Origin of the sequence: Streptomyces sp. NBC_00271 (genome assembly GCF_036178845.1) — a bacterium.
Classification (GTDB): Bacteria; Actinomycetota; Actinomycetes; order Streptomycetales; family Streptomycetaceae; genus Streptomyces.
In genome coordinates, this window is the sequence record NZ_CP108070.1 from 11,135,899 (window position 1) to 11,157,592 (window position 21,694).

The following is a 21,694-nucleotide window of genomic DNA, read 5'->3' on the forward strand; positions in this document are numbered from 1 at the left end:
CCGATGCCCTCCTATTCCTTCGTTCTCAACGGAAAGCCGGTCACCGTCGAGGCCCCCGCCGACATGCCGCTCCTGTGGGTACTGCGCGACCTGCTGCACGTCACCGGGCCCAAGTACGGCTGTGGCGTGGGCGTTTGCCGTGCCTGCACCAGCCACCTGGACGGGGCGGAGATCCAGCCCTGTGTCGTCCCGGTCGCGGACTGCGTGGGCCGTGGGGTCACCACCATCGAGGGCCTGGCCGACGGCGACACCCTGCACCCCGTGCAACAGGCGTGGCTCGACTGCGATGTCGCTCAGTGCGGCTTCTGTCAGCCTGGCCAGATCATGGCCGCCGCGGCCCTGCTCAAGAAGACGTCCCGGCCCACCGACGACGACATCGACCGTATCGAGAACGTCTGCCGCTGCGGCACGTACTCCCGGATCCGCGAGGCGATCAAGAAAGCCTCCGTCGCCGACGACCATGTGACCCGCCCCGGTCAGAGCCACCCTTGAGGCACGTGGTGGCGTTCGGTGCCGGTGGGGTCAGGCGTCCGCGACCTTCGCCGTGACGGGTGTGCCGATCTCGACCGTGCGGCTGACCGTGCAGAGCCGGTCGTGGGAGGTCTTGACCGCCCGGGGGAGGATCGCGCGGGCGCGGTCGCCGAGTTCGTCGTCCGGGAAGGTGACGGAGAAGGTGACCGCGAGGTCGGTCATCCGGTTTCCGAACTCGTCATTGATCTTGTTGCCCGTGACGGAGACGGTGAACCCGGTGGGCTCCGCGTGGCGGGCGGTGGCGACATCGACGTCGGCCGCGGTACAGCCCCCGATCGCGGCGAGCAACAGCTCGACCGGGGTGAAGTCGGTGCCGCCGTGGGGATCGGAGCTGGTGCCGAAGCTGATCGTGCCGCCGCGAGGGTTCGTCGCGGTGAAGTGGCCGGTGGCGGTCCGCTCGACGGTGACGGAGCGCGGGGTGTTTTCGGTCATGCCGACGACACTAACGCGCAGGTGGCGAGACCTGGCCCCGCCGACGGTGCGACGCGAAGAAACGGCGCCCGCGCATCCCCGTCCCCGTCCTACGGGGTGCCTCTCAGGGGCTGCAGTACGGCGGCGCCGACCCGCAGGAGCGCGGACAGGGGTGGCTCGACCCAGCGGGTCAGTTCGCGCTGCAGGGCGGGGTCGAGCTCGATGGTCACCCGGACGTATCGGGTGTGCAGGTGAGTGACCTTGACGGGACGGGACGCGGCGACGTCCGGTTCGCGCTGCAATGCCGCTCGGTAGGTGTCCTTGCGCTGGTTCACGCCTTGTCCTGACGTTTGATGAGTTCGTCTGCGAGGTCCATGTATGCCGAGCCCTTGACCTCGACCGGGCTGCCGAACGACTGGGCGTACAAGTCGAGTCGGGGAATGTGGGTGGACAACACGTCGAAGCCCCGCTCGGTGAGGGCTTCGCGAGCGTCGGCATCGGGGCCGGTGCGCGTGGCATCGGGACGATTGGTGCGGTTCAGCAGGACAGCGGCACGGGCCGGCTGGGCCCGCAGCGACTGCACGTCGCTCATCTCGCTGCCGATGGGTGCCATGCGATCCAGCTCGATGGGGGCCGGGGTCAGCGGCACGATCCACTCGCTCGCGTATCTCATGATGCTCCGCGCGATGTGGGCATGGTCCTCCAGCTGCGGGGCGTCGAACACCACGGCCTGTCGGTTGCCGAGAAAGTCGTTCACACGCCGATGCACGTCGCCCACCGGAAAGGCGATCACCGGAAACGGGAAGCCTCCCGCCAGTTCGCTCCAGCGCAAGGCGGAGGAGGCGGGGTCACTGTCCACCAGCAGGGGTGAGAGGCCCGACTCGTGCAGGGCGTGGGCCAACCAAACCGCGCTGGTCGTCTTTCCCACTCCGGGTTTCAGGTTCACAAAGGCATAGCTCAGCGACACGAGACGCAACGCTAACGGTCGCGAGCGGCCGACTGCCGTCGGCGCGGCACACGCTCTCCCTTTTCACCCTGCGGCGCCGTGAATCATTCGTAGGGGCTAACGCGGAAGGTCGACGGCGGATCAGTCGGCCAGCGCGGAGGCCAGCTCCCGCGCGGCTTGCACGAGTTCCTTGTCCGGTTCGTCGAGCAGGCGCTGGATCGTCTCGCTGTGGGCGCGCACGGCTCGGCGTGCCTCGCGTTCCCAGCCCACATAGTTCTCACGGCGATTGAGCAGCTTGGGGTAGGCGATGGCCGTACTCTCCCACTGCCGGGCGTCGGCGATGCTCTTCAGCAGCTGGAGGACCTGCACACGGCAGGGGACTTGAGGGAGCTGGGCGAGTTCCCACAGGAAGGGGACCGTGGCGGCGGTGGCCTGGTCCACGACGAAGCCGTACTGGCAGATGCGTTGCCGTAGACGCGCGAGCGCGGAAACGGCGGTGGCTTCGTCACCCGTGGTGATGGCCGCGAGCAGGGAAGGGATGCCCGTGGCGGACCCGGTGGAGTCCTGGAGCTCGGGCCATGGGACGTCTCTCAGGTTCTTCAGGGTTGTCTCCATGTCCACTCCCACGAGAGGCGTTGCGTGATGCCGTGCGCCGGGCGGCTCTGCCGATGCGGCGGCTGTCATGTCGGACCTTGCCAGGGCGGTGATGTCGGCCGAGACGGGGGAGTGGACAGCATCGCCCAGACGGTCTTGCCTGCACGCGAGCGAGTCCAGCCCCAGTGCTCGGACAGTTCCTCGACGATGCGCAGGCCGCGGCCGTGGACTTCCAGCGAAGCGTCCGTGCGTGGGTAGACGGGCGGGCTCTCGTACTGATCGGTGACGGCGCACACGAGATGGGCGCGTCGAAGCGTCAGATTGAGCCGTACGCCGTTCTGCCCATCGGCGGAGTGCGGTGCCGCGTGGAGTACCGCGTTCGTGGCCAGTTCGTTGACGATGAGGACGGCGTCGTCACTGCGGTGGTCCAACTCCCAGTGGCCAAGGGTGCTGCGGGTGAAGGCGCGCGCCTGGGCGAGCCCCTGGCGGGTGTCGGTGATGCACAGGCTGGCGAATCTGGGTGAGTTGCACGCGGGATCGCTCCCCCCGGGCCGCTCTTGCTCCGCGACGGAGGAGCGCGCTTCTTCCATGAGTGAGCCGGTCGGAGCGGCTCGACCCGACGATGGCGCAGCCCTGCCGCTTGCAAGGCTCGGTGCTTCGCGTGCAGGTAAGGACACGACATCTCCCTGATGCGACGTCAGGTTCGGTGCGGCAACAGTGCGGTTGACTCGCGAGCTATTATCCATCCTGACAGCGCCCGTCGTGCAATTTCACGGGAAATTGCACGAATGGTGGCTGGGGCAGGCCGCACGGGTTCGGTCCGCTCCAGTGGGCGGCCGACCTGTACACCGTGGTGGAACGTGAACAAGGAGAGTGCGGTGCCGTCAGTGCGAAACGGAATGCGGGCCAGTTCACTGGGTGTTCGCTGGGTGAAGAGTCGGCGCAGCAACGCCGAAGGCAACTGCGTCGAGGTGGCGTCCCTGGCCGAGGGAGGCGTGGCGCTGCGCAACTCGCGCGACCCCGACGGGCCGGCCCTCATCTACACAGCGGCTGAAGTGGCCGCTTTCCTGGCCGGGGCGAAGGACGGGGAGTTCGACCATCTGGTGTGAAGCGGAGTCGAACGATTCCACTTCTGCCGACGCGTGCGACAGAAGGCCGCGGGATGCGAGGATGGACCCCGTCGTCTGCCGTTCTCCAGGGAGTCAGGATGTCCGTCGAGTCACCTCGTGTCTCCCGCCTCGAACCGTATCTGACGCGGACCGAGCCCGCTCCGACCTTGCTGAAGATGCTCGTCGGTGTCCAGCTCGCGGGCATCCGCGAAGACGTCGGCCTCGCGCAGGAACAGGCCGCTCGCGCCATCGGGTTCAGTCCGGCGAAGCTGTCGCGCATCGAAGCCGGCAAGGGCCGTCGGCCGCCCACGGAAGGCGACGTCCGCGCGCTGTTGGAGCTCTACAAGACCGATGACCATGAGGCGTCGGTTCTGCTCCAACTGCTGCGGCGTGCCGGTGAGCCGGGATGGTGGCAGCGTTACGACAAGCGGCTGATGCCCGAGTGGTTCGATCGGCTGGTAGGGCTGCAGGAGGCCGCTGCCGCCATCCGCACCTTCGAGATCCAGTACGTCCCCGGTCTGCTGCAGACTCCGGCCTACACCAGGGCGGTCGTGGAGCGCGGCCTGCCCACGGCACCGGCAGGTGAGGTGCAACGCCGTGTCGAACTGCGCATGCGCCGACGTGAACTGCTGCGTCGTGAGGACGGCCCTCAACTGTGGGCGATCATCGATGAGTCGGTCCTGTGGCGCGTACTGGGCAGCCGTGAGGTGATGCGCGAGCAGCTCGAGTACCTCGTGGAGATGGCTCAGCGTCCCCAGGTGACGTTGCAGATCGTGCCCCTGGACGTGACGCACGCCTCCGCGCCCGCCATCCCCATCACCTACCTGCGCTTCGACGGCCTCGATCTACCCGACATCGTCTACCTGGAGCACATCAGGAGCGCGAACTTCCTGGAGGACCGGGACGAGACCGAAGAGTACCGACTGGCTCTGGACCGTCTGGGAGACGAGGCCCTCACCCCGCGGGATTCGCTGACGCTGTTGCGGGACACGACCGCGGGGCGCTATTCGACCGCGTGACCGCCTCCGGCTCCACCGGCCGAATCCCGCCCGGTGGAGCCGACGGGAGCAGTCCCGTGGTCCTACGGCCCTTATCGGATCCGGCCAACGCCGCCGAACTCGACCCATTCCTGGGTGAGCTGACGGGGTGCGACTTCGCTGTCGGGCCGCCAGGTGGACACCTCCACCAGACCGGGCTCCAGGACGTCGAGGTCCTCGAACCACTCCGCCACGTCCTTCTCCTGGCGGACCCTGCCCCAATGCCCCTGGGTCGCCTGATCCATGAAGTCGGTGACGAACTCCCGGACCTTCTCGTCCTCGCTGACCAGCTGGCACATCACCATGAAGCTGCCGGGCACGAGCCGTTCGGCCACCCGATGGGTCACAGCGAGCGGACCGTCGGTCTCTCCATCCGGAATGCAGTGGAAGACCGAGTTGAACAGCACGGCCACCGGCTGCGAGAAGTCGAGCAGGCGCTGAGTGTCCGGGTGGGAGAAGATCTTCTCCGTGTCACGCAGATCGGCGTGGATGACCGTGGTGCGGTCATTCTGGTCCAGCAGCGCCCGTCCGTGCACCAGCACCATCGGATCGTTGTCGACGTACACCACGCGCGACGAGGGATCGACGCGTTGCGCGACCTGGTGGACGTTCTCCTGGGTGGGCAGGCCGGACCCGTGGTCGAGGAACTGCCTGATGCCGTACTCGGCCGCGAGCGTCCCGACGACCCGCTGCAGGAAGCGCCGGTTGTTCAGCGCCAAGGCGCGCGTGCTGGGCACGACCTTGTCCAACTCCGCGCAGGCTGCCCGATCGGCTGCGTAGTTGTCCTTGCCGCCCAGGTAGTGGTCGTACATGCGAGCGGCCGTGGGTACGGTGGCGTCGATCTTCGTGGACAACTGCTTTCCAGCCTGCATCGTTCCCCCAGCTCCAAGCTGCTTCTAGTGGCTTGGCTTGACAGACAATACATCCTAGGCAATGGGCAATTGGGGATACCAGCCTGTTGACCGAGGATCTCCGGGACAGCACCCGCGAGACCCTCTGGTCCGGTGCGTGTCCAGTCCTCGCCGTGGCACCGTGCGACCGTGCCGCCCGGTGAGGAAACATGGGACCGCAAGCGATGAACAACCGAGGTGGAGGTGCGGGTACATGCAGCACGAACGAGCGGGCACTCCGGCCGGTCCCGAGGACCTCGTCGACGTAGCCCGGCTGGTCACGGCGTATTACGCGCTGCACCCCGACCCGGCGGAACCCGGCCAGCGCGTGGCCTTCGGTACGTCCGGACATCGTGGGTCGTCACTGGCGACCGCGTTCAACGAGGACCACATCGCCGCGACGAGTCAGGCCATCTGCGAGTACCGCGAGGGCCAGGGCATCGACGGTCCCCTCTTCCTGGGCGCCGACACCCACGCCCTGTCGGAGCCCGCGAAGGTCACCGCGCTGGAGGTGTTCGCGGCCAACGGAGTGTCGGTGCTCCTGGACAGCGCGGACGGCTACACGCCCACTCCGGCGGTCTCGCACGCCATTCTGACCCACAATCGCGGACGGTCCTCGGGTCTTGCGGACGGGGTCGTGGTCACCCCGTCCCACAACCCGCCCGCAGACGGTGGCTTCAAGTACAACCCGCCGAACGGCGGCCCGGCCGGCTCCGAGGCGACCTCCTGGATCCAGGACCGCGCCAACGAACTCATCGAGGGCGGCCTCAAGGGCGTACGGCGCATCCCCTGGACGAGGGCGCTGGCCGCCCCCGGCACGGGCCGCTACGACTTCCTCGGCACCTACGTCGCCGACCTGCCGCACGTGCTGGACCTGGACGCGATCCGCACGGCCGGCGTGCACATCGGCGCGGACCCCCTGGGCGGGGCATCGGTCGCCTATTGGGGACGCATCGCCGAACAGCACGCGCTCGATCTGACGGTGGTCAACCCGCTCACCGACCCGACCTGGCGCTTCATGACGCTGGACTGGGACGGCAAGATTCGTATGGACTGTTCGTCGCCCTACGCCATGGCCTCGCTCATCGAGCAGCGCGACCGTTTCCGGATCGCCACGGGCAACGACGCCGACGCCGACCGCCACGGGATCGTCACCCCGGACGCCGGGCTCATGAACCCCAACCACTACCTCAGCGCCGCCATCTCCTACCTGTACTCCCACCGGGACCAGTGGCCCGCGGACACGGGGATCGGCAAGACGCTGGTGTCGTCCGGCATGATCGACAGGGTCGCCGCCGACCTGGGCCGCCAACTCGTCGAAGTGCCCGTGGGATTCAAGTGGTTCGTGGACGGGCTGGTCGACGGCTCGCTCGGGTTCGGCGGGGAGGAGTCGGCCGGCGCGTCCTTCCTGCGCCGCGACGGTTCGGTGTGGACCACCGACAAGGACGGCATCATCCTGGCCCTGCTCGCCTCCGAGATCACGGCGGTGACCGGGAAGACCCCCTCGGAGCACTACACCGCGCTGACCGCACGCTTCGGCGCCCCCGCGTACGAGCGCATCGACGCCCCGGCTTCCCGCGAGGAGAAGGCCCTCCTCGCGAAGCTCTCGCCCGCACAGGTCAGCACGGACACCCTCGCCGGAGAAGCGGTCACCGCCGTGCTCACGCATGCTCCGGGCAACGACGCGCCCATCGGCGGCATCAAGGTGACCACCGCCAACGCCTGGTTCGCGGCCCGTCCGTCGGGCACCGAGGACGTCTACAAGATCTACGCCGAGTCGTTCCTCGGAGCCGATCACCTGCGTCAGGTGCAGGAGGAGGCCAAGGGTGTGGTCTCGGCGGCGTTGAGCGCCTGACGCCCGGCGTGTGACCCGGGCGGATGCGGATGCGGACAAGGGCTGTTGTCGCAACGGCGCTTGTCCGCAACAGCTCTTGTCCGCAAGGGTCCTTCAGCCCGTCAACCGGCGTCCCTGCCACCATCACCAGCTGCTGCCACCGAACTGCTGCCTTCGGCCGCGGTCGAGAGGTCGATGTCCCACTCCAGGTGTTGGAGGAGGTCGCTGTCCCCGGGGCGGGGAGCGGGCGCTCTTGGACCGGTGCGTGACGGTGTGTGGAAGCCACGGGAGATCTTGCCGCTGGTCGTGATGTTGTGCTCCACGCGCGGGCGGCGGAGGGCCTCGTAAAGGGAGAGCGCGGACTCCGTGTCGGGCGCGTCCCGCAGCGACTTCGCGAGGACGACAGCGTCCTCGAGCGCCATCGACGCTCCTTGCCCGGTCGCAGGGGAGGCCGCGTGGGCGGCATCGCCAATGATCAGGGTCCGTCCGTGGCGCCACGGTGTGCCGGTCGGGATCTCGGTCGCGTTGGTGACCATGATGCGGTCGGTGGTGGCCGCGACCACGTCCGCGGCGGGTGTGGCGTCCCCGCGCAGCAACGGCAGGAGCAGCCCACGCCAGTGGCCGGGCGTGCCGTGCGCGATGTCGTAGGCGGACAGCGGCTCACCGGCCACGCGCGCGAACCAGTACGTCTCTCCGCCGGGCGACACCGCACAACCGAAGGCGGCCGCGCCGCCCCTCACCATGGTGATGCGCCCGGTTTCCGCGATCAGGGGCGCCTCATCGGCGTAGCCGTAGAAGACGCTCTCACCCGCGAAGCAGGGCTGCGTCCGAGGGGCGATCGACTCCCGGACGGTGGAGTTCAGCCCGTCGGCGCCGATCAGCAGGTCACCGGTCGCGGTGGAACCGTCGGTGAAACGTGCGGTGACGCCGTCCCGACCGTTCTCGACGGAGGCGAGCCGGGTGCCGCGTCGGAGGGCGATGCCCCGGCGTGCGGCCTCCGCCTGCAGGGCGGCGTTGAACTCGCCACGGCGGAGGCAGCGGTAAGCGAGAAGCGGGTCGTGGGCCTCTCCGAGCGGCATCCGTGCCACCTCGGTGCCCGCTGCGTCGAGCACGCTCATGGCACGCAGCGGGAAGCCGACCTCGGTGACCGCGACGGAGGCGTCGATCTGGGCGAGGGCACGCATGCCGTTGCTCGCGAGTGTGAGGAAGGCACCGATGTCCTCGGCCGATTCGGGGTGCGCCTCGTACACGGTCACGTCGAAACCTGCCTTGTGCAGGGCCAGGGCCGTCGCCGTACCGGCGATACCGCCTCCGATGACAATGATCTCCGTCATGTCGTATCCCCCGGCACCCGTAGGGCTCTCGCGCGATGTACCTGCGCAGTGCCCAACGCGCGGGCGACTGCGAGGGGTTCCCGACACAACGGTGTCGGCGTCCCCACTTTCTTGAGCGATCGATCCAGATAAGTTAGCTAAGTTATGCGGCGTTCGGTGGCAAGGACGGCCTGTACCGGAGGCGCCGGACTACTACGCAGCACCCCGCACGGTCATCGAGCACCTCCCGCCCGCCACCGGAACACCGGGGCCGGTCAACGGTCGTATCGTCACCGGACCGGTCGTCGACGGGAGTCGCACCGCCCGCATCGAGGTGACCCGCGACGGCACCACCGCACACATCGACCTCGGCCAGGCCCTGCACGGCCACCGCTTCGCCCAACGGGCTTCCACCACAGGTGACGCGACTGTCGGCGACGCCCGACCCGCCGACCTCTGGGCCGCGCTGCGCGCGCCCGGGCTGGTGTGGACGGAGGGCGGCGATGTCACCCTGGACGCCACCGGTCAGGACGAGTTCGTCGTGCTGGGACTGCTCGGGCGGCTCTACCCGGACAACACACCAGGAAGGTCGATGAGCGACGTGAACTCAGCGCAGCTGTAGACGGTCTGCGGTCGCAAGGCCGCGCCGGTGTCCTAGGCCCTGTCGTCACATTCCCGTCTGCCCCGCGACGCCATGCACGCGCCCCCAAGTTCTCGGCTTCGCTCGAACAGGGAGGGACCCCCTTCGCCGCACCGGGCACAGACCCAAGTACATCCAGTACGAGGGCCTGTGCCCGGCACGCCGAGAGCACGCACCTGACGCCGCGGGGCCCGCCCTCCGGGCGGACGACGGGAATGTGACGACAGGACCTAGCCCCCCTTGCGATCGGCTGCCACGGCGCGGTGGACGCTCTCGCGGAGCAGGGAGCGACGCTGTTCGTGAACTTCGGGGGGCTCCTGGGCGGTTGCCGCGTAGACGTTGCTGACCGGTGACCAGGCCATGGACATGGCGATGACCATGGCCATCACGTCGAACGGGTCTCCCTGGCGCACCAAACCGGCGGCCTGGGCTTCGGCGATGGCTCGCAACTTGCGGTCGTCGAGGCGGTCGGGGTCGTCCACCAGGTGCCCGGTCGGGCGGCGCTCCAGGCGCGCCCAGGTTGCCAGCCGGATCAGGTCGGGACGGCGGAGGTACTCGTCGTAGAGCCGTACGGCCCAGTCCGCGAGGTCGGTGGCGTCGATCGGGACGACATTCACGATCCGCTCCAGCGAGCCGAAGAAGATGGCGTCGAAGAGCCCTTCCTTGTTGCCGAAGTAGGCATAGAGCTGTGCCTTGTTCGTGCGCGCGGCGGCCACGATCCGCTCGATGCGCGCGCCGGCGATCCCGTGCTCGGCGAACTCCCGGGTCGCCACATCGAGGATGCGCTGGTACGTCGCCGCTCCGCGCGAGGTCAGGGGTCGGTCCGTCATGCCCGGCAGAGTACCAAACAGAACATTCGGTTTGCCTGGCGCCGCCGACGCGTCTACGCTCAGATAGACCGAACAGTCTGTTTAAGGAGATGCGCGGTGCGGACAACAACTGGCTGGCAGGCGGACGGCCCGACGGCGACGCTGCGTCGGACGTCACTGAAGCGGCGCGACCTGCGCCCGGACGACCTCGCGATCCGAGTGGACTACTGCGGTGTCTGCCACACCGACCTGCACGCCGTCCGCAGCCACGACGGCGCAGGGGACCGCCCCCTGGTGCCAGGACACGAGTTCACGGGCGTGGTGGCCGAAACCGGGCCCGCCGTCACCCGCTTCTCCGTCGACGACCCTGTCGCGGTCGGCAACATCGTCGATTCCTGCGGGGAGTGCTCGATGTGCCGGGCCGGCCAGGAGAACTTCTGCCACGCCTTCCCGACCCTGACCTACGGCGGCGTCGACCGGCACGACGGATCGACCACCCTGGGGGGCTACTCCCGCGAGTACGTCGTCCGCGACCGGTTCGTCCACCCTCTGCCCGCCGGTCTGGATCCGGCCGCTGCCGCTCCTCTGCTCTGCGCCGGGATCACCGTCTGGGAACCGCTGCACACCTTGGGCGTGGGGCCGCACAGTCGCGTCGCCGTGGCGGGACTGGGTGGCCTGGGCCATCTCGCGGTCAAGTTCGCCGTGGCGCTCGGGGCCGACACCTCGGTCATCAGCCGCTCACCCGACAAGGCCGACGACGCTCGTCGTCTCGGCGCCCACGGTCTCATCGTCTCGACGGATCAGGAACAGATGGCCGACGCCCGTGACCGATTCGACGTCGTCATCGACACCATCTCCGCCCCGCACGACCTGGGCCCCTACCTGCGCCTGGTCGCCATGGACGGCACGCTCAGCCACCTCGGGCACCTCGGACCCGTCACCGTGGAGACCATCGACCTCCTCGTGGGACGCAAGAAGCTCAGCTCCGCAGGCAGCGGTGGCAGGCCCGCGACCACCGCCATGCTCGATTTCTGCGCCGAGCACGGCATCACCGCCGACATCGAACTCCTCCCCTCGGCGCGCGTGAACGAGGCCCTCGAACGCCTCGGCCGCAACGACGTCCGCTACCGCTTCGTCCTCGACATGTCCGACCTGGCAGCCTGAAGGAGGCTCCGACCGGCCGTCTCGATCATCCCCATGCGGGCCGTGTCGTGCGGTCGGGGTGTGTAGTCCGGCGGTCGTGGGGGACCATGGAAGGCGACGCGCCTGTGGAGACAGGCAGGCCGCGCTCCAGGCCGGCGGATGGCCTCGCGTGCCGCCGGCCGCGGAAGGAGTGCCTGTGATGAGCGAAGCCGAATGGCATCCGTCGGGCATCGACTGGGCTCGCCCCCGCCGGGACAGCGAGCCGTCGCAGCCGAGCGGGCTGATGGACCTTCTCGGCGTCGCGGCGACACTGCTGGACGCGGACGGACGGATCGTCCTGTGGAGCCCCCAGGCAGAGGAGCTGTACGGGTACACCGCGGAGGAGGCGCTCGGGCAGTACGCCGCACTGCTGCTCGTCCGTGAGGAGGACTGGGACTGGGTGATCAAGAAGTTCGCCGAGGTCATGGAGACCGGCCAGGGCTGGGGCGGCACGTTTCCCATCCGGTGCAAGGACGGGAGCACCCGGCTGGTGGAGCTGCGCAACACTCGGCTGCTGGACGACCGCGGCGACTTCTACGCCCTCGGGCTCGGCACCGACTCACCCACGCTTCGCGAGGTCGAGCGGGATGTCGCCCTGTCCACCCGGCTGATCTCCCAGTCTCCCTTCGGGCTGGCGATCCTCGACACCGACCTCAGATACCTGGCCGTCAACCCCGCGCTGGAGCGGATGCACGGCCTCCCCGCGAAAGAGCACCTCGGCCGCCACTACCGCGAGATCATGAGCCCCGACAAGTTCGAGGTGATCGAGGTCGCGATGAGGAGGGTCCTTGAGAGCGGGGTCCCCCTGGTCGACGAGTCCACCGTCGTCGGCTTCACCCCGGCCGACCCGGAACAACGGCACGCGTGGTCGATCTCGGTGTACCGGCTGGAGGACACCCAGGGCCGTGTTCTCGGGGTGGCCGAACTCGTGGTGGACGTCAGCGAGCGGTACCGGTCGGCCATGGAGGCCACCGAGACCCGGCGGCGCCTGGCCCTGATCGCCGATGGCTCCGCTCGTATCGGCACCACCCTGGAGGTCGAAGAGACAGCCCGGGAGTTGGCCGAGGTGACCGTTCCCGATTTCGCCGACATGGTCGCCGTCGACGTGCTCGACTCCGTCCTCGACGAGCACCGCTCCGCCTCCGACAACGGTCCCGCGCTCTTCCGCGCCCTCGCCGTGAAAGTCGCCTACCCCACCGAAGCCGTCCGGGCCGTCGATCCGCCGGGCCACATCACCTCCTACGAAGCCGATCGCGTGGCCACCCGATGTGTGCGCACCGGTCGGCCCATCCTGATCGCACACGCCGATGGGAACGACCTGAGTGGCATCGCCCGCGACGACCGCGCCGCCACGTTGCTGGCCCGGGCAGGGGTGCACTCCTACATGGCCATCCCGCTGACCGCACGCGGCGCCGTCCTCGGCTTCCTGGGACTTGCCCGTGCCCGGGATCCCCGGCCCTTCGACGAGGACGATCTCGCCATCGCCACCGAGCTCGCATTCCGCGCCGCGGTGTGCATCGACAACGCCCGCACGCACCAGAGCGTGCGCACCGCCGCCGAGACCCTCCAGCGCAGCCTGCTCCCCGACCACCCGTCCCGCCTTCCCGGCCTGCAGGTCTCTTCCCGCTATGTCCCGGCGCAGGCCGCCTACGAGATCGGCGGCGACTGGTACGACGTCCTCCCGCTCGGCGGCGACAAGACGGCCCTCGTCGTGGGCGACGTCATGGGCAGCGGCATCGACGCCGCCGCGGCCATGGGGCGCCTGCGCACCGCCACGGCCGCCTTCGCCAGCCTCGATCTGGAGCCGGCCCGGGTTCTCGAGCAGCTCGACTCGATCACATCCGGGCTGGAGCAGTACATCGCCACCTGCCTCTACGCGGCCTACGATCCCCACCGCGGCGAGTGCCGCATCGCCAACGCCGGTCACCTGCCTCCTGTCCTCGTGCGCAGTGGCGAGCGCCCCCGACTGCTCGACCTGCCCGCCGGTATCCCTCTCGGAGTCGGCGGTGTCCCGTTCGAAGTGACCGCCGTCGAATTCGGCCTGGGCGACAAGCTGGTCCTGTACACGGACGGTCTGGTCGAGACCCGCCATGACTCCATCGACGAACGCCTCGCCGTCCTGGTCCACGCCCTGGAGGTGGCCGACTGCCCGTTGGAGGAGACGTGCGACCGCCTTCTTGAGGGTCTGCGACATCCGCGCGACCGCGACGACGTCGCTCTGCTGATCGCCCGCGCGGTACGTCATTCCCAGTGACGAGGACGCGGGGTTACTTGCCCCAGATCTTCCGGTACGCCTGCTGATAACCCGACGGGTCCCAGGTCGTGGCCCCGTGGCTGTTGTCGGCCGTGGTGATGTGGACGGGGGCCACATATCCGCTGGCGGGCCGACTCGCGAAGGCGCGGTTGAACTCGTCGACGATCTGCCAGCCCTGCAGGGACAGCGGCTCGGGGACGGTGGCGGCCTGGTACTGCTCGCTGTTGATGCGCTGGAAGGCGGAGGGGTCGCCGTCACCTGCGCCGATGTTGAAGGGCGGCCCTGCGCCGTTCTTGCCGGCGGCACGGAAGGCGGGGGCGGCGTCGGCGAAGTACAGATCGTTGATGGCGACGGAGTGGGTCCACGTGCTCCCGAAGCGGGAGAGGAGCGAGGAGATCTCCCGGGGGATGCGGCTGCTCGCGTCCGAGATCGGGATGTTCTCCTTCGACAGGAGCCGCACGCCCGAGCAGGTGGAGAGGTCCTTCCTGATCAGCTCGGACTTGTTCCTGGCGAAGGGGATCGAGGCATCGGTGATGAGCACGACCCCGGCATGGCCGTCGGAGTGAGCGATGATCCACTGGGCGCTGATTCCGGCCACGTCCTCGACCCGGGTGGTGACGTTGGTGAAGAGCCGGGGCCTTCGGCTGGGTCCGGGGGCGGCGACCGCGTGCCAGCCGATGAGCGGGATGCCCGCCTTGTCGGCCTGGGAGACCTGCCGCGACGTCGAGTTGGGGTCGAAGCCGCCGATGACGATGCCCGAGGGTCTGAGCGCCAAGGCCGCGCTCATCGCCGCCTGGATGCCTACGGGTGTGCCCCCGCCGTCGATCACCCTGACGTTCCAGCCGATGACCCGTGCGGCTTCCCGCACCCCGTTCGCGGCGCCCGCGACGCCGGGATTGGTCATGGTCTGGGCGACGTAGACGAGGGTCTTGCCTGGGACTGCCGTGGGGCCGCCGGTCGGCCCGCTCCAGGGAACGTCGGTCCTTTCCGCCTGTCGGACGGCGGTCTCGGCGCGGTCCTGGATCGCGGGGCAGCCACCAGGGCCCGTGGGGGAGTCTCCCGGGCCGTGCGACGAGCCGCGTTCGCAGCCCGCGAGGACCGTTGCCGCGATGGCCGCAGTGGTGGCGGCGGACCGCGCCTTCATGACGGCGGGAGTGGCCTTGCGGTTGCCGTGCACGGAAGCTCCTCGCGGAGGAAGGGGCGAGACGATGCGGCCGCGAACACACAGGTGGCACCCGTGGCGCGGGTCATGGAGCGGTGCCCGCCGCACCACTCTCCCGCGTGGGGGAGGAGGGTGGCGGAGGCGGCGCGTCGGGCGAGTCACGGGCCGCCGCGGCGCCGGTGCGAAGGCGGCGGGCGGAGTAGCCGGACAGACCGACAGCCACGAGCAGGGTGCCGCCGTAGAACAGCGGAATCGTCCAGAAGCCCGCGCCCATCTGACCGATGCCCGTGAGGCCGACGGCCAGAACGGCGACGGCGACGACGGTGCCCATGGCGTTGGGGCGGCCGGGTCTGATCGCGGTGGAGCCGAGGAGGGCGGCGGCAAAGGCGGGCAGCAGGTAGTCGAGACCGACGCTGGGGTTGCCGATCTGCTGTTGGGCCGCGAGCAGAACGCCGGCGAGGCCGACGATCAGTCCCGACGCGGTGAACGCGTAGACGGAGTACCTGCGCGTCGGGATGCCGATGAGGTCCGCGGCGCGCCGGTTCGCACCGATGACGTACAGGTAGCGGCCGAGCGGCAGCCGTTCCAGCACCAGCCAGAGCGCGACGGCGAGCCCCAGCACGTAGAAGGCGGGGACGGGAAGGCCGAGGAACATCGAGTCGTAAAGGTCGGCGAAGGCGATGGGGAGGCCCTGCGGGCCGGGGACGATCCGACCACCGTCGGTGACCCAGCCGGTCACGGCGTACAGCATGCTGCCTGTCCCTAGCGTGGCGATGAAGGAGTTGATCCGGCCGAACTCGACGATGACGCCGTTGAGGATGCCCACGACCGCCCCACCCAAGATCACCGCGAGGCAGGCGAGCGGCCAGGGCCAGCCGTTGTTGACGACGAGCTGCATCACCATGACGTGCGCCAGGCCGAGGCCGTAGCCGAGGGAGAGGTCGAAGCGGCCCGTCACGATGGGGACCATGGCGGCGAGTGCGAGGACGGCCGGGATCGACTGGGTGGACAGGATCGCGTCGACGGTGTCCAGCGTGGGGAACGTGCGTGGCAGAGCGAGGGAGAAGATCAGGAAGAGCAGGGCGGTGAGCGCCAGGAGGCCGTACCTGCCGATGAGGTGCCCGCCCGGTCCGCGCGATCCCTGTGGCCCGCCCGGTCGGCCGAGGTGGCGCAGCGGCCTCGGTCGCCGCGGCCGGGGTCGGGGTGGGGAGGATTCCGTCATGGGTGGGTCGCGGTGCCGGAGAGGGGCATGGCCGACGCCGCCCGGGTGAGCCCGGCGACGGTGAGATCCCGACCGCTCAGTTCGGCCGTCACGGATCCCCGGACGAAGACCAGGGCGCGTCGGCACACGCCCGCGACCTCCTCGAAGTCGGTGGAGATCAGCAGGACCGCGAGGCCGGCGGCCAACCCGTCGTCGAGCAGGCGGTAGACCGCGGCCTTGGCGCCGATGTCCACGCTCGCGGTCGGCTCCTCGAGGATCAGCAGGCGCAGGCCGACCCGGAGCCACCGGCCGATCACGACCTTCTGCTGGTTTCCGCCGGACAGGGTGGCGAGGGGAGCCTCGCTGTCCGTGGGCCGCACCGAGAGCCGTTCGATCAAGCCGGCCGCCTCGGCACGTTCGCGGCGGGGACTGATCCAGCTCAGCGCCGACAGACCGCCCGCGCCGGGGTTGGCCAGGAGGTTCTCGCGTACGGTCAGCTCCGCGGCGCAGCCCTCACGTTGTCTGTCGCCGCTCACGAAGCCCACCCCGAGGCCGACGGCGTCAGCGACCGTGCGCGGGCTGTACGGCTGACCGTCGAGCAGGACGCGCCCGTCGAGGAGGGCCCGGGAGCCGGCGAGGGCTCGGCCCAGGTCCATGTGCCCGGCGCCCGAGAGGCCGACCAGGCCCAGGACTTCCCCGGGCCCGAGGTCCAGGTTGACGGGTCCCGCGCCGGCGGTTCGTACGCCGTCGAGGGTCAGGACGGCCGGGCCGTCGGCCGCAACCGTGGCGGGCCGGTAGTCGGCCAGTTCCTCGCCGACGATGTCGTGCACCAGACGGGCGGGGCCCCGGCCCGCCAGCGGGCCGTGGCTGACGAGGTGGCCGTCGCGCAGCACGGCGAAGGTGTCGGCGACCTTGTACACCTCGTCCAGCCGGTGGCTGACGTAGAGAATGCCGTGGCCCTGGTCGCGCAGGGCATGGAGCACGCGGAAGAGCCGGGCGCAGTCCGCGGCGGGGAGTCGGGCGGTGGGCTCGTCCAGGACGATGAGCTTCGCGTGTGCCGCCAGGGCACGGGCGATGGCGACCAGCGAGCGCTCGGCGGGGGAGAGCCGGGCGATCGGCGCGTCGGGGTCGAGATGTCCGGCGACGATCCTCAGGGCGTCGGCGCAGCGCTCCCGGGTCCGCCTCCAGGAAATCAGGCCGGCGCGTCGGGGATACCCGATGCTCAGGGCGATGCTCTCGGCGACCGTCATCCACTCCACGAGACCGAGGTCCTGGTGGATGAAGGACATGCTGCGGGAGGCGGCATGACTGCCGAGCGGGTGCCCGTCCACCGTGATCTGCCCGGCATCGGCGTGGTGGACGCCGGCGAGCACCTTGATGAGCGTGGACTTTCCCGCACCGTTGGGCCCCAGTAGGGCGAGGACGCTGCCCGCGTGGACATCGAGGTCGACCCCGGCCAGTGCGAGAGTCCCGCCGAACCGCTTGCCGAGCCCGCGGATGCGGACCAGAGGCGTCGCCCCCAAGGGCGGGACGTCTTTCGGGGAAGTGTCGGGAGCGTCGTGCACGGACATCTCCGAGGGGTCGTCTGGCGAGTTCTTCCCGACCTTCATCGTCGTCATCAGTGGGGCGAATTTGAATTAGTGGTGCGAATCTGAGTATTTCAGACATCATGCCCGCTGCTGTGACTCCGGCGGGTCGGTGGGCCGCCCGGGGGATCCGCGTGTCCCACGCTCGCCTCTCCCCGGTCCGACGGTCGCGTCCGCCGGACCGCGCACGTGGTCCTTCAGGCGGCGTCGAGCCCGCATTCGGCCCAGATGACCTTGCCCTCGGTCAGATAGCGCGTACCCCAGCTCTGTGCCAGCTGCGCCACGAGGAACAGGCCACGGCCGCCCTCGTCGGTGCTGGCCGCCCGACGCAGGTGCGGGGCGGTGTTGCTGGCGTCGGAGACCTCGCAGATCAGGGTGCGGTCGTGAAGCAGCCGTACCCGAATGGGCCCGGCACCGTGGCGGATGGCGTTGGTCACCAGCTCGCTGAGCATCAGCTCGGCGGCGAACGCGGCCTCGTCGAGTCCCCAATCGGCCAGTTGCCGCAGGGCGGCGGCGCGGACTTCACTGACCCGGGCCGGATCGGCGGGCAGGTCCCAGGCGGCGATCCGCTGCGGGTCCAGCGCGTGGGTGCGGGCGACGAGCAGGGCGATGTCGTCGCAGGGGTGGGCGGGCGCGACGGTTTCCAGGACCGCCTGACAGGTCTGCTCCGGTGTGTGCTCGGGGTGGGCCAGGGCGCCGCGCAGCTGATCGAGGACCACGTCGACGTCGCGGTGCCGGTCCTCGATGAGTCCGTCCGTGTAGAGGAGCAGCCGGCTGCCCTCGGGGAGGTGGATCTCGGCGGCTTCGAAGGGCAGGCCCCCCAGGCCGAGAGGGGGCCCGGCGGGCAGGTCGGGGAACGACACCGTGCCGTCGGGCCGCACCAGCGCGGGCGGAGGGTGGCCGGCCCGGGCCATGGTGCACTGCTGTGAGGTCGGGTCGTAGATGGCGTACAGGCAGGTCGCACCGATGACACCGGCACCGGCGGCGGGTTCCTCCCGGTCCAGGCGTCCCACGAGGTTGTCGAGGTGGGTGAGGACTTCGTCCGGGGGGAAGTCGAGTTCGGCGAAGCTGCGCGCGGCGGTGCGCAGCTGGCCCATGGTGGCGGCGGAAAGCATGCCGTGGCCGACGACGTCCCCGACGAAGAGGCCGATACGGGTGCCGGAGAGAGGGATGACGTCGTACCAGTCTCCGCCCACGTCGGATTCGGCGGGCAGATAGCGATGAGCGATCTCCACGGCGTCCTGGTCGGGCAGATCGTGCGGCAGCAGGCTGCGCTGGAGGGTGAGGACCATGGTGCGTTCGCGCGTGTAGCGCCGGGCGTTGTCGATGGACAGCGCGGCGCGGTTGGCGAGTTCCAGGCCCAGCGAGCGGTCGTCGTCACCGAAGGGGGCGGGGTCCTGCGCACGGTAGAAGCTGGCGATGCCCAGGATCACGCCGCGGGCCACCAGGGGGACCGCGATGAGGGAGTGGACCTGGGTGAGCAGCCGTTCGGTGTGCTCGGGGTCCTGGGCGAGCCAGCCCGCAGCGGCCTTCAGATCCGGTTCCAGCACGGCCTGTCCGCTGGTCAGACAGCGTATCTGCGGCGTGGTCGGGCCGAAGTCGACCTGCTTTCCGACCGGGCTGAAGGGAAGGTCGTCGCGGATCCCGTGCACCACCGTGCGGTGCAGGTCGGTGCGGGGGTCGGCGGACTCCTCGCCACGCAGTACGGCCTCGGGCAGGTCGATGGTGACGAAGTCGGCCAGTCGTGGCACCGCCGTCTCGGCGAGTTCCTGGGCGGTACGACGCACGTCCAGGGTGGTACCTATGCGGGCGCTGGCCTCGGTCAGCAGCTCCAGGCGGCGGCGCGCGGCCAGGGCGTACGTCCCCACGCGAGGTTCCCCCACCATCACGAGCCCTCTTGTCCGGGGCGGGGCGTCGGGGTGATCGTCCGCCACGCCACCCCTGCCGGCGGTGCCGAACCGGCCGTAGGAGATGTCGGGAAGGTGCCTGGACAGCCTGGCGACGGGCAGACGCCTGTGGGCCGCCGTGGCCGGAACGAACCGGGGCGGCCGGACGGCGGTGACCACGGCGAGGTGGCCGGAGAAGCCCGGCGGTACGTCGACCTGGGTCGGGACGGCGAGGGGCTCGCGCGGTGCGGGGCCGGGGAGGACGGCCTCGATGGCAACACCTTCCACCCCTGAGCCACTTCTCATCGGCCGGCTCACGAGCGTGACCCGCCGACCGTCGAACAGGGACACGACGGCGGCGGCCCGCTGCCCGCGCGAGATCAGCTCGGCGGCCTTCTCCGTGAGGACCGCCCGGTCGCGGGGATGCAGTTCGAGGGCCAGTTCGTCCACACCGACGGTGTGGTGAAGGCCGACGGAGGCCGTGGCTCCGGTGTCCAGGTACGCCCGCAACAGAGCGCGTTCACGCGCGGAACTCTGCCCCAGCAGCCGCCGCTCGATGGCATGGGCCGCCTTGCGTAGCGTGATCGCCAGCCCCGGGTCTTCGGTGCTGCTCGGATAGCCGAAGCACAGGACGCCCTCGATGCGACCGCTGAGCGGATCGCGGACGGGGAGCGCGCGGCAGGCGCTTCGCTGGGAGCGCTCGGCGAAGTGCTCGGCACCGTGAACCCGGATGAGTTGCCGCTCCGCCAGTGCGAGACCGATGCCGTTGGTACCCGCGACCCGTTCGGCGAACACGAATCCCGGAACGCGCTGAAACGCCGGAAGACTCCTGGCCAGCGACGCCTCTCCGAAACGGCGCAGGAGGACCGTGCCGCTCGCATCGGCTACGGAGATGTTCATCTTGCTGCCGGCGAACCTGGCCTGCAGTCGGTCGAGCACGGGGACGGCCGCGCGGATGATCCGGGCGTCCCGGTCGAAATCGTCCCGGAAGGGCAGGTCGGCCTGGTCCGGCGAGAGGCCGAGGGAGCGGCTGCGCTGCCACGAACTCAGGATCGATGTGCGCACGCCCGCCTCGACCGGCTCACCCTGAAGAAACCGCTCACGGGAACGGGCAGGCCCTGTGCCGCCTGTCGCGTGCCCTGTCGGCATCGGTTTCCCGCCGGTCAGAACCACGCTTCGCCTCACTCGTGTCTTCGACAGTCAATTCGTCGAAAATCGCCTGCTATGCACGAGAGTACCGAGAATACGGTTATTGGGGATATCGGAACTGTTTTATGGGGACTCGTATGCGCCATGACCGTACGGGGTTGTACCGGAGGCGTGGACGCGATGCTGTCCGTCGTGGACCAGGACACCGAGGATCTGGATGCCGTGTCCCACAGACCGACGGCACCCGAGTGGGCCAGGCGCATCACTCGTCTGCTTTTCCATGAGCGCGCGTGCGGCGCAGCCGGGGCAGGCTGGCGTGCATCCTGCCGTCCTCCGAAGGTGAGCAGTCATGACGTCGTCCCGGTCGGCGCGATGAAGAAAGTGCTCCTCGCATCGTGAACACCGTGCAGAAGGTCGCCCTCATCACCGGCGCTTCGCAGGGCATCGGCGCCGCCCTTGTCACCGCCTACCGCGAGCTCGGCTACGGGGTCGTGGCGATCTCCCGGTCCATCGGCGATTTCAGTGACTCTGCGGCACTGGCCGTGCGGGCCGATGTGACCGAGCCGGGCGTCGGCGCTCGTATCGTCGACGCGGCTCTCGGGCGGTTCGGCCGGATCGACACGCTGATCAACAACGCCGGAATCTTCATCGCCAAGCCGTTCACCGAATACACCGACGAGGACTACGACGCCGTGGCCGGGGTGAACCTGCGCGGCTTCTTCGAGGTCTCCCGCAGCGCCGTCGCCGCCATGCTCTCCCGGGCCGGTGGGGGCCACCTGGTGAATGTCTCGACCACCCTGGTCGACCACGCCGACTCGAGGGTGCCCGCAGCGCTCGCGTCGCTGACCAAAGGTGGACTGAACGCGGTCACCAAGGCGCTGGCGATCGAGTACGCGTCCCGCGGCATCCGGGTCAACACCGTCGCGCTCGGCACCGTCCGCACCCCGATGCACCCGACCACGGAGTACGAGGCTCTCGCCGCGTTGCAGCCGATCGGCAGGGTGGGCGAGATCGACGACGTGGTCGACGCGATCCTGTACCTCGAGAGCGCCTCGTTCGTCACCGGAGAGATCCTGCACGTCGACGGGGGTCAGAGCGCGGGGCGCTGAGCGGCGGTGTGCCGGGCCCCTGCCGGCACATGTTCCTGCGATTGCCGCTAC

The 21,694-nt window shown here is 69.7% G+C and carries 20 protein-coding genes; 8 read left to right on the forward strand and 12 right to left on the reverse strand.

Translation table 11 applies throughout. From position 1 onward, the window contains the following. The first annotated feature begins 3 nt into the window (after positions 1-3). Positions 4-492, forward strand: a complete 489-nt coding sequence (locus OG798_RS50775; protein ID WP_121413498.1) for a (2Fe-2S)-binding protein — start codon at positions 4-6, stop codon at positions 490-492. Between the two features lie 30 nt (positions 493-522). Here OG798_RS50775 and OG798_RS50780 read toward each other — a convergent pair whose 3' ends face one another. From OG798_RS50780 to OG798_RS50800, 5 genes are all read right to left on the reverse strand, one after another. Continuing rightward, a complete protein-coding gene (locus OG798_RS50780; RefSeq protein ID WP_328759627.1) occupies positions 523-963 on the reverse strand; it encodes an OsmC family protein in 441 nt (146 codons plus the stop codon). An 89-nt stretch (positions 964-1,052) separates the two neighbouring features. Next, positions 1,053-1,277 carry a hypothetical protein gene (locus tag OG798_RS50785; RefSeq protein WP_095850355.1) on the reverse strand — a complete coding sequence of 75 codons (225 nt, stop codon included), beginning with the start codon at positions 1,275-1,277 and terminating at the stop codon, positions 1,053-1,055. After that, on the reverse strand, positions 1,274-1,909 hold the full coding sequence (locus tag OG798_RS50790; protein ID WP_256259209.1) for a ParA family protein: 636 nt from the start codon (positions 1,907-1,909) through the stop codon (positions 1,274-1,276). Before OG798_RS50790 ends, OG798_RS50785 begins: the two co-directional genes overlap by 4 nt. 120 nt (positions 1,910-2,029) lie before the next feature. After that, positions 2,030-2,572: a hypothetical protein gene (locus tag OG798_RS50795; RefSeq protein WP_183126894.1), complete on the reverse strand. Its 543-nt coding sequence runs from the start codon at positions 2,570-2,572 to the stop codon at positions 2,030-2,032. Next, complete coding sequence (locus OG798_RS50800; RefSeq protein WP_328759628.1) at positions 2,569-3,072, reverse strand: ATP-binding protein; 504 nt, start codon at positions 3,070-3,072, stop codon at positions 2,569-2,571. The genes OG798_RS50795 and OG798_RS50800 overlap by 4 nt, the downstream gene beginning before the upstream one ends. A 309-nt stretch (positions 3,073-3,381) precedes the next feature. Between OG798_RS50800 and OG798_RS50805 the strand changes: the two genes are divergently transcribed. Both OG798_RS50805 and OG798_RS50810 read left to right on the forward strand, forming a co-directional pair. Continuing rightward, complete coding sequence (locus OG798_RS50805; protein WP_095850352.1) at positions 3,382-3,591, forward strand: DUF397 domain-containing protein; 210 nt, start codon at positions 3,382-3,384, stop codon at positions 3,589-3,591. A 98-nt stretch (positions 3,592-3,689) separates the two neighbouring features. Further along, entirely contained in the window at positions 3,690-4,610 is a 921-nt protein-coding gene (locus OG798_RS50810; protein ID WP_328759629.1) for a helix-turn-helix domain-containing protein, read from the forward strand. Positions 4,611-4,681: 71 nt separating this feature from the next. Here the strand turns inward: OG798_RS50810 and OG798_RS50815 are convergent, their stop codons facing one another. After that, positions 4,682-5,500, reverse strand: a complete 819-nt coding sequence (locus tag OG798_RS50815; protein ID WP_328759630.1) for an SAM-dependent methyltransferase — start codon at positions 5,498-5,500, stop codon at positions 4,682-4,684. Positions 5,501-5,732: 232 nt separating this feature from the next. On the opposite strand from OG798_RS50815, the gene pgm reads away from it, so the two are divergent. Then, positions 5,733-7,373: a phosphoglucomutase (alpha-D-glucose-1,6-bisphosphate-dependent) gene (pgm, locus tag OG798_RS50820; protein ID WP_097228607.1), complete on the forward strand. Its 1,641-nt coding sequence runs from the start codon at positions 5,733-5,735 to the stop codon at positions 7,371-7,373. A gap of 101 nt (positions 7,374-7,474) precedes the next feature. Here pgm and OG798_RS50825 read toward each other — a convergent pair whose 3' ends face one another. Continuing rightward, positions 7,475-8,686 carry an FAD-dependent oxidoreductase gene (locus tag OG798_RS50825; protein ID WP_121413495.1) on the reverse strand — a complete coding sequence of 404 codons (1,212 nt, stop codon included), beginning with the start codon at positions 8,684-8,686 and terminating at the stop codon, positions 7,475-7,477. Positions 8,687-8,999: 313 nt separating this feature from the next. Between OG798_RS50825 and OG798_RS50830 the strand changes: the two genes are divergently transcribed. After that, a complete protein-coding gene (locus OG798_RS50830; protein ID WP_328759632.1) occupies positions 9,000-9,287 on the forward strand; it encodes a hypothetical protein in 288 nt (95 codons plus the stop codon). 248 nt (positions 9,288-9,535) lie between these two features. On the opposite strand, the gene OG798_RS50835 is transcribed toward OG798_RS50830, so the two are convergent. Then, the gene (locus OG798_RS50835; RefSeq protein WP_179436278.1) at positions 9,536-10,135 is read right to left on the reverse strand and encodes a TetR family transcriptional regulator; all 600 of its coding nucleotides are present in this window, start codon (positions 10,133-10,135) and stop codon (positions 9,536-9,538) included. Between the two features lie 96 nt (positions 10,136-10,231). Between OG798_RS50835 and OG798_RS50840 the strand changes: the two genes are divergently transcribed. Both OG798_RS50840 and OG798_RS50845 read left to right on the forward strand, forming a co-directional pair. Next, positions 10,232-11,278 (forward strand): NAD(P)-dependent alcohol dehydrogenase, encoded by a 1,047-nt coding sequence (locus OG798_RS50840; protein ID WP_328759633.1) that lies wholly within the window; start codon positions 10,232-10,234, stop codon positions 11,276-11,278. A 178-nt stretch (positions 11,279-11,456) separates the two neighbouring features. Then, positions 11,457-13,550, forward strand: a complete 2,094-nt coding sequence (locus OG798_RS50845; RefSeq protein WP_328759634.1) for a SpoIIE family protein phosphatase — start codon at positions 11,457-11,459, stop codon at positions 13,548-13,550. Between the two features lie 13 nt (positions 13,551-13,563). Here the strand turns inward: OG798_RS50845 and OG798_RS50850 are convergent, their stop codons facing one another. The 4 genes from OG798_RS50850 to OG798_RS50865 all read right to left on the reverse strand — a co-directional run bounded on the left by OG798_RS50850 (position 13,564) and on the right by OG798_RS50865 (position 20,534). Continuing rightward, the gene (locus tag OG798_RS50850; protein ID WP_328759635.1) at positions 13,564-14,727 is read right to left on the reverse strand and encodes a substrate-binding domain-containing protein; all 1,164 of its coding nucleotides are present in this window, start codon (positions 14,725-14,727) and stop codon (positions 13,564-13,566) included. 70 nt (positions 14,728-14,797) lie between these two features. Beyond that, entirely contained in the window at positions 14,798-15,934 is a 1,137-nt protein-coding gene (locus tag OG798_RS50855) for an ABC transporter permease (RefSeq protein ID WP_121413492.1), read from the reverse strand. After that, positions 15,931-17,478: a sugar ABC transporter ATP-binding protein gene (locus tag OG798_RS50860; RefSeq protein ID WP_121418087.1), complete on the reverse strand. Its 1,548-nt coding sequence runs from the start codon at positions 17,476-17,478 to the stop codon at positions 15,931-15,933. Before OG798_RS50860 ends, OG798_RS50855 begins: the two co-directional genes overlap by 4 nt. Before the next feature lie 218 nt (positions 17,479-17,696). Next, the gene (locus tag OG798_RS50865; protein WP_328759636.1) at positions 17,697-20,534 is read right to left on the reverse strand and encodes a SpoIIE family protein phosphatase; all 2,838 of its coding nucleotides are present in this window, start codon (positions 20,532-20,534) and stop codon (positions 17,697-17,699) included. A 395-nt stretch (positions 20,535-20,929) separates the two neighbouring features. On the opposite strand from OG798_RS50865, the gene OG798_RS50870 reads away from it, so the two are divergent. Beyond that, on the forward strand, positions 20,930-21,643 hold the full coding sequence (locus OG798_RS50870; RefSeq protein WP_328759637.1) for an SDR family NAD(P)-dependent oxidoreductase: 714 nt from the start codon (positions 20,930-20,932) through the stop codon (positions 21,641-21,643). Positions 21,644-21,694: the final 51 nt, after the last annotated feature.

Bases quoted from the DNA above. Each gene is read 5' to 3' on its own strand.
- OG798_RS50775 (WP_121413498.1), top strand. From the start codon at position 4: ATGCCCTCCTATTCCTTCGTTCTCAACGGAAAGCCGGTCACCGTCGAG.
- OG798_RS50780 (WP_328759627.1), bottom strand. From the start codon at position 963: ATGACCGAAAACACCCCGCGCTCCGTCACCGTCGAGCGGACCGCCACC.
- OG798_RS50795 (WP_183126894.1), bottom strand. From the start codon at position 2,572: ATGACAGCCGCCGCATCGGCAGAGCCGCCCGGCGCACGGCATCACGCA.
- OG798_RS50800 (WP_328759628.1), bottom strand. From the start codon at position 3,072: ATGGAAGAAGCGCGCTCCTCCGTCGCGGAGCAAGAGCGGCCCGGGGGG.
- OG798_RS50805 (WP_095850352.1), top strand. From the start codon at position 3,382: ATGCGGGCCAGTTCACTGGGTGTTCGCTGGGTGAAGAGTCGGCGCAGC.
- OG798_RS50810 (WP_328759629.1), top strand. From the start codon at position 3,690: ATGTCCGTCGAGTCACCTCGTGTCTCCCGCCTCGAACCGTATCTGACG.
- OG798_RS50815 (WP_328759630.1), bottom strand. From the start codon at position 5,500: ATGCAGGCTGGAAAGCAGTTGTCCACGAAGATCGACGCCACCGTACCC.
- pgm (WP_097228607.1), top strand. From the start codon at position 5,733: ATGCAGCACGAACGAGCGGGCACTCCGGCCGGTCCCGAGGACCTCGTC.
- OG798_RS50825 (WP_121413495.1), bottom strand. From the start codon at position 8,686: ATGACGGAGATCATTGTCATCGGAGGCGGTATCGCCGGTACGGCGACG.
- OG798_RS50835 (WP_179436278.1), bottom strand. From the start codon at position 10,135: ATGACGGACCGACCCCTGACCTCGCGCGGAGCGGCGACGTACCAGCGC.
- OG798_RS50845 (WP_328759634.1), top strand. From the start codon at position 11,457: ATGAGCGAAGCCGAATGGCATCCGTCGGGCATCGACTGGGCTCGCCCC.
- OG798_RS50855 (WP_121413492.1), bottom strand. From the start codon at position 15,934: ATGACGGAATCCTCCCCACCCCGACCCCGGCCGCGGCGACCGAGGCCG.
- OG798_RS50865 (WP_328759636.1), bottom strand. From the start codon at position 20,534: ATGCCGACAGGGCACGCGACAGGCGGCACAGGGCCTGCCCGTTCCCGT.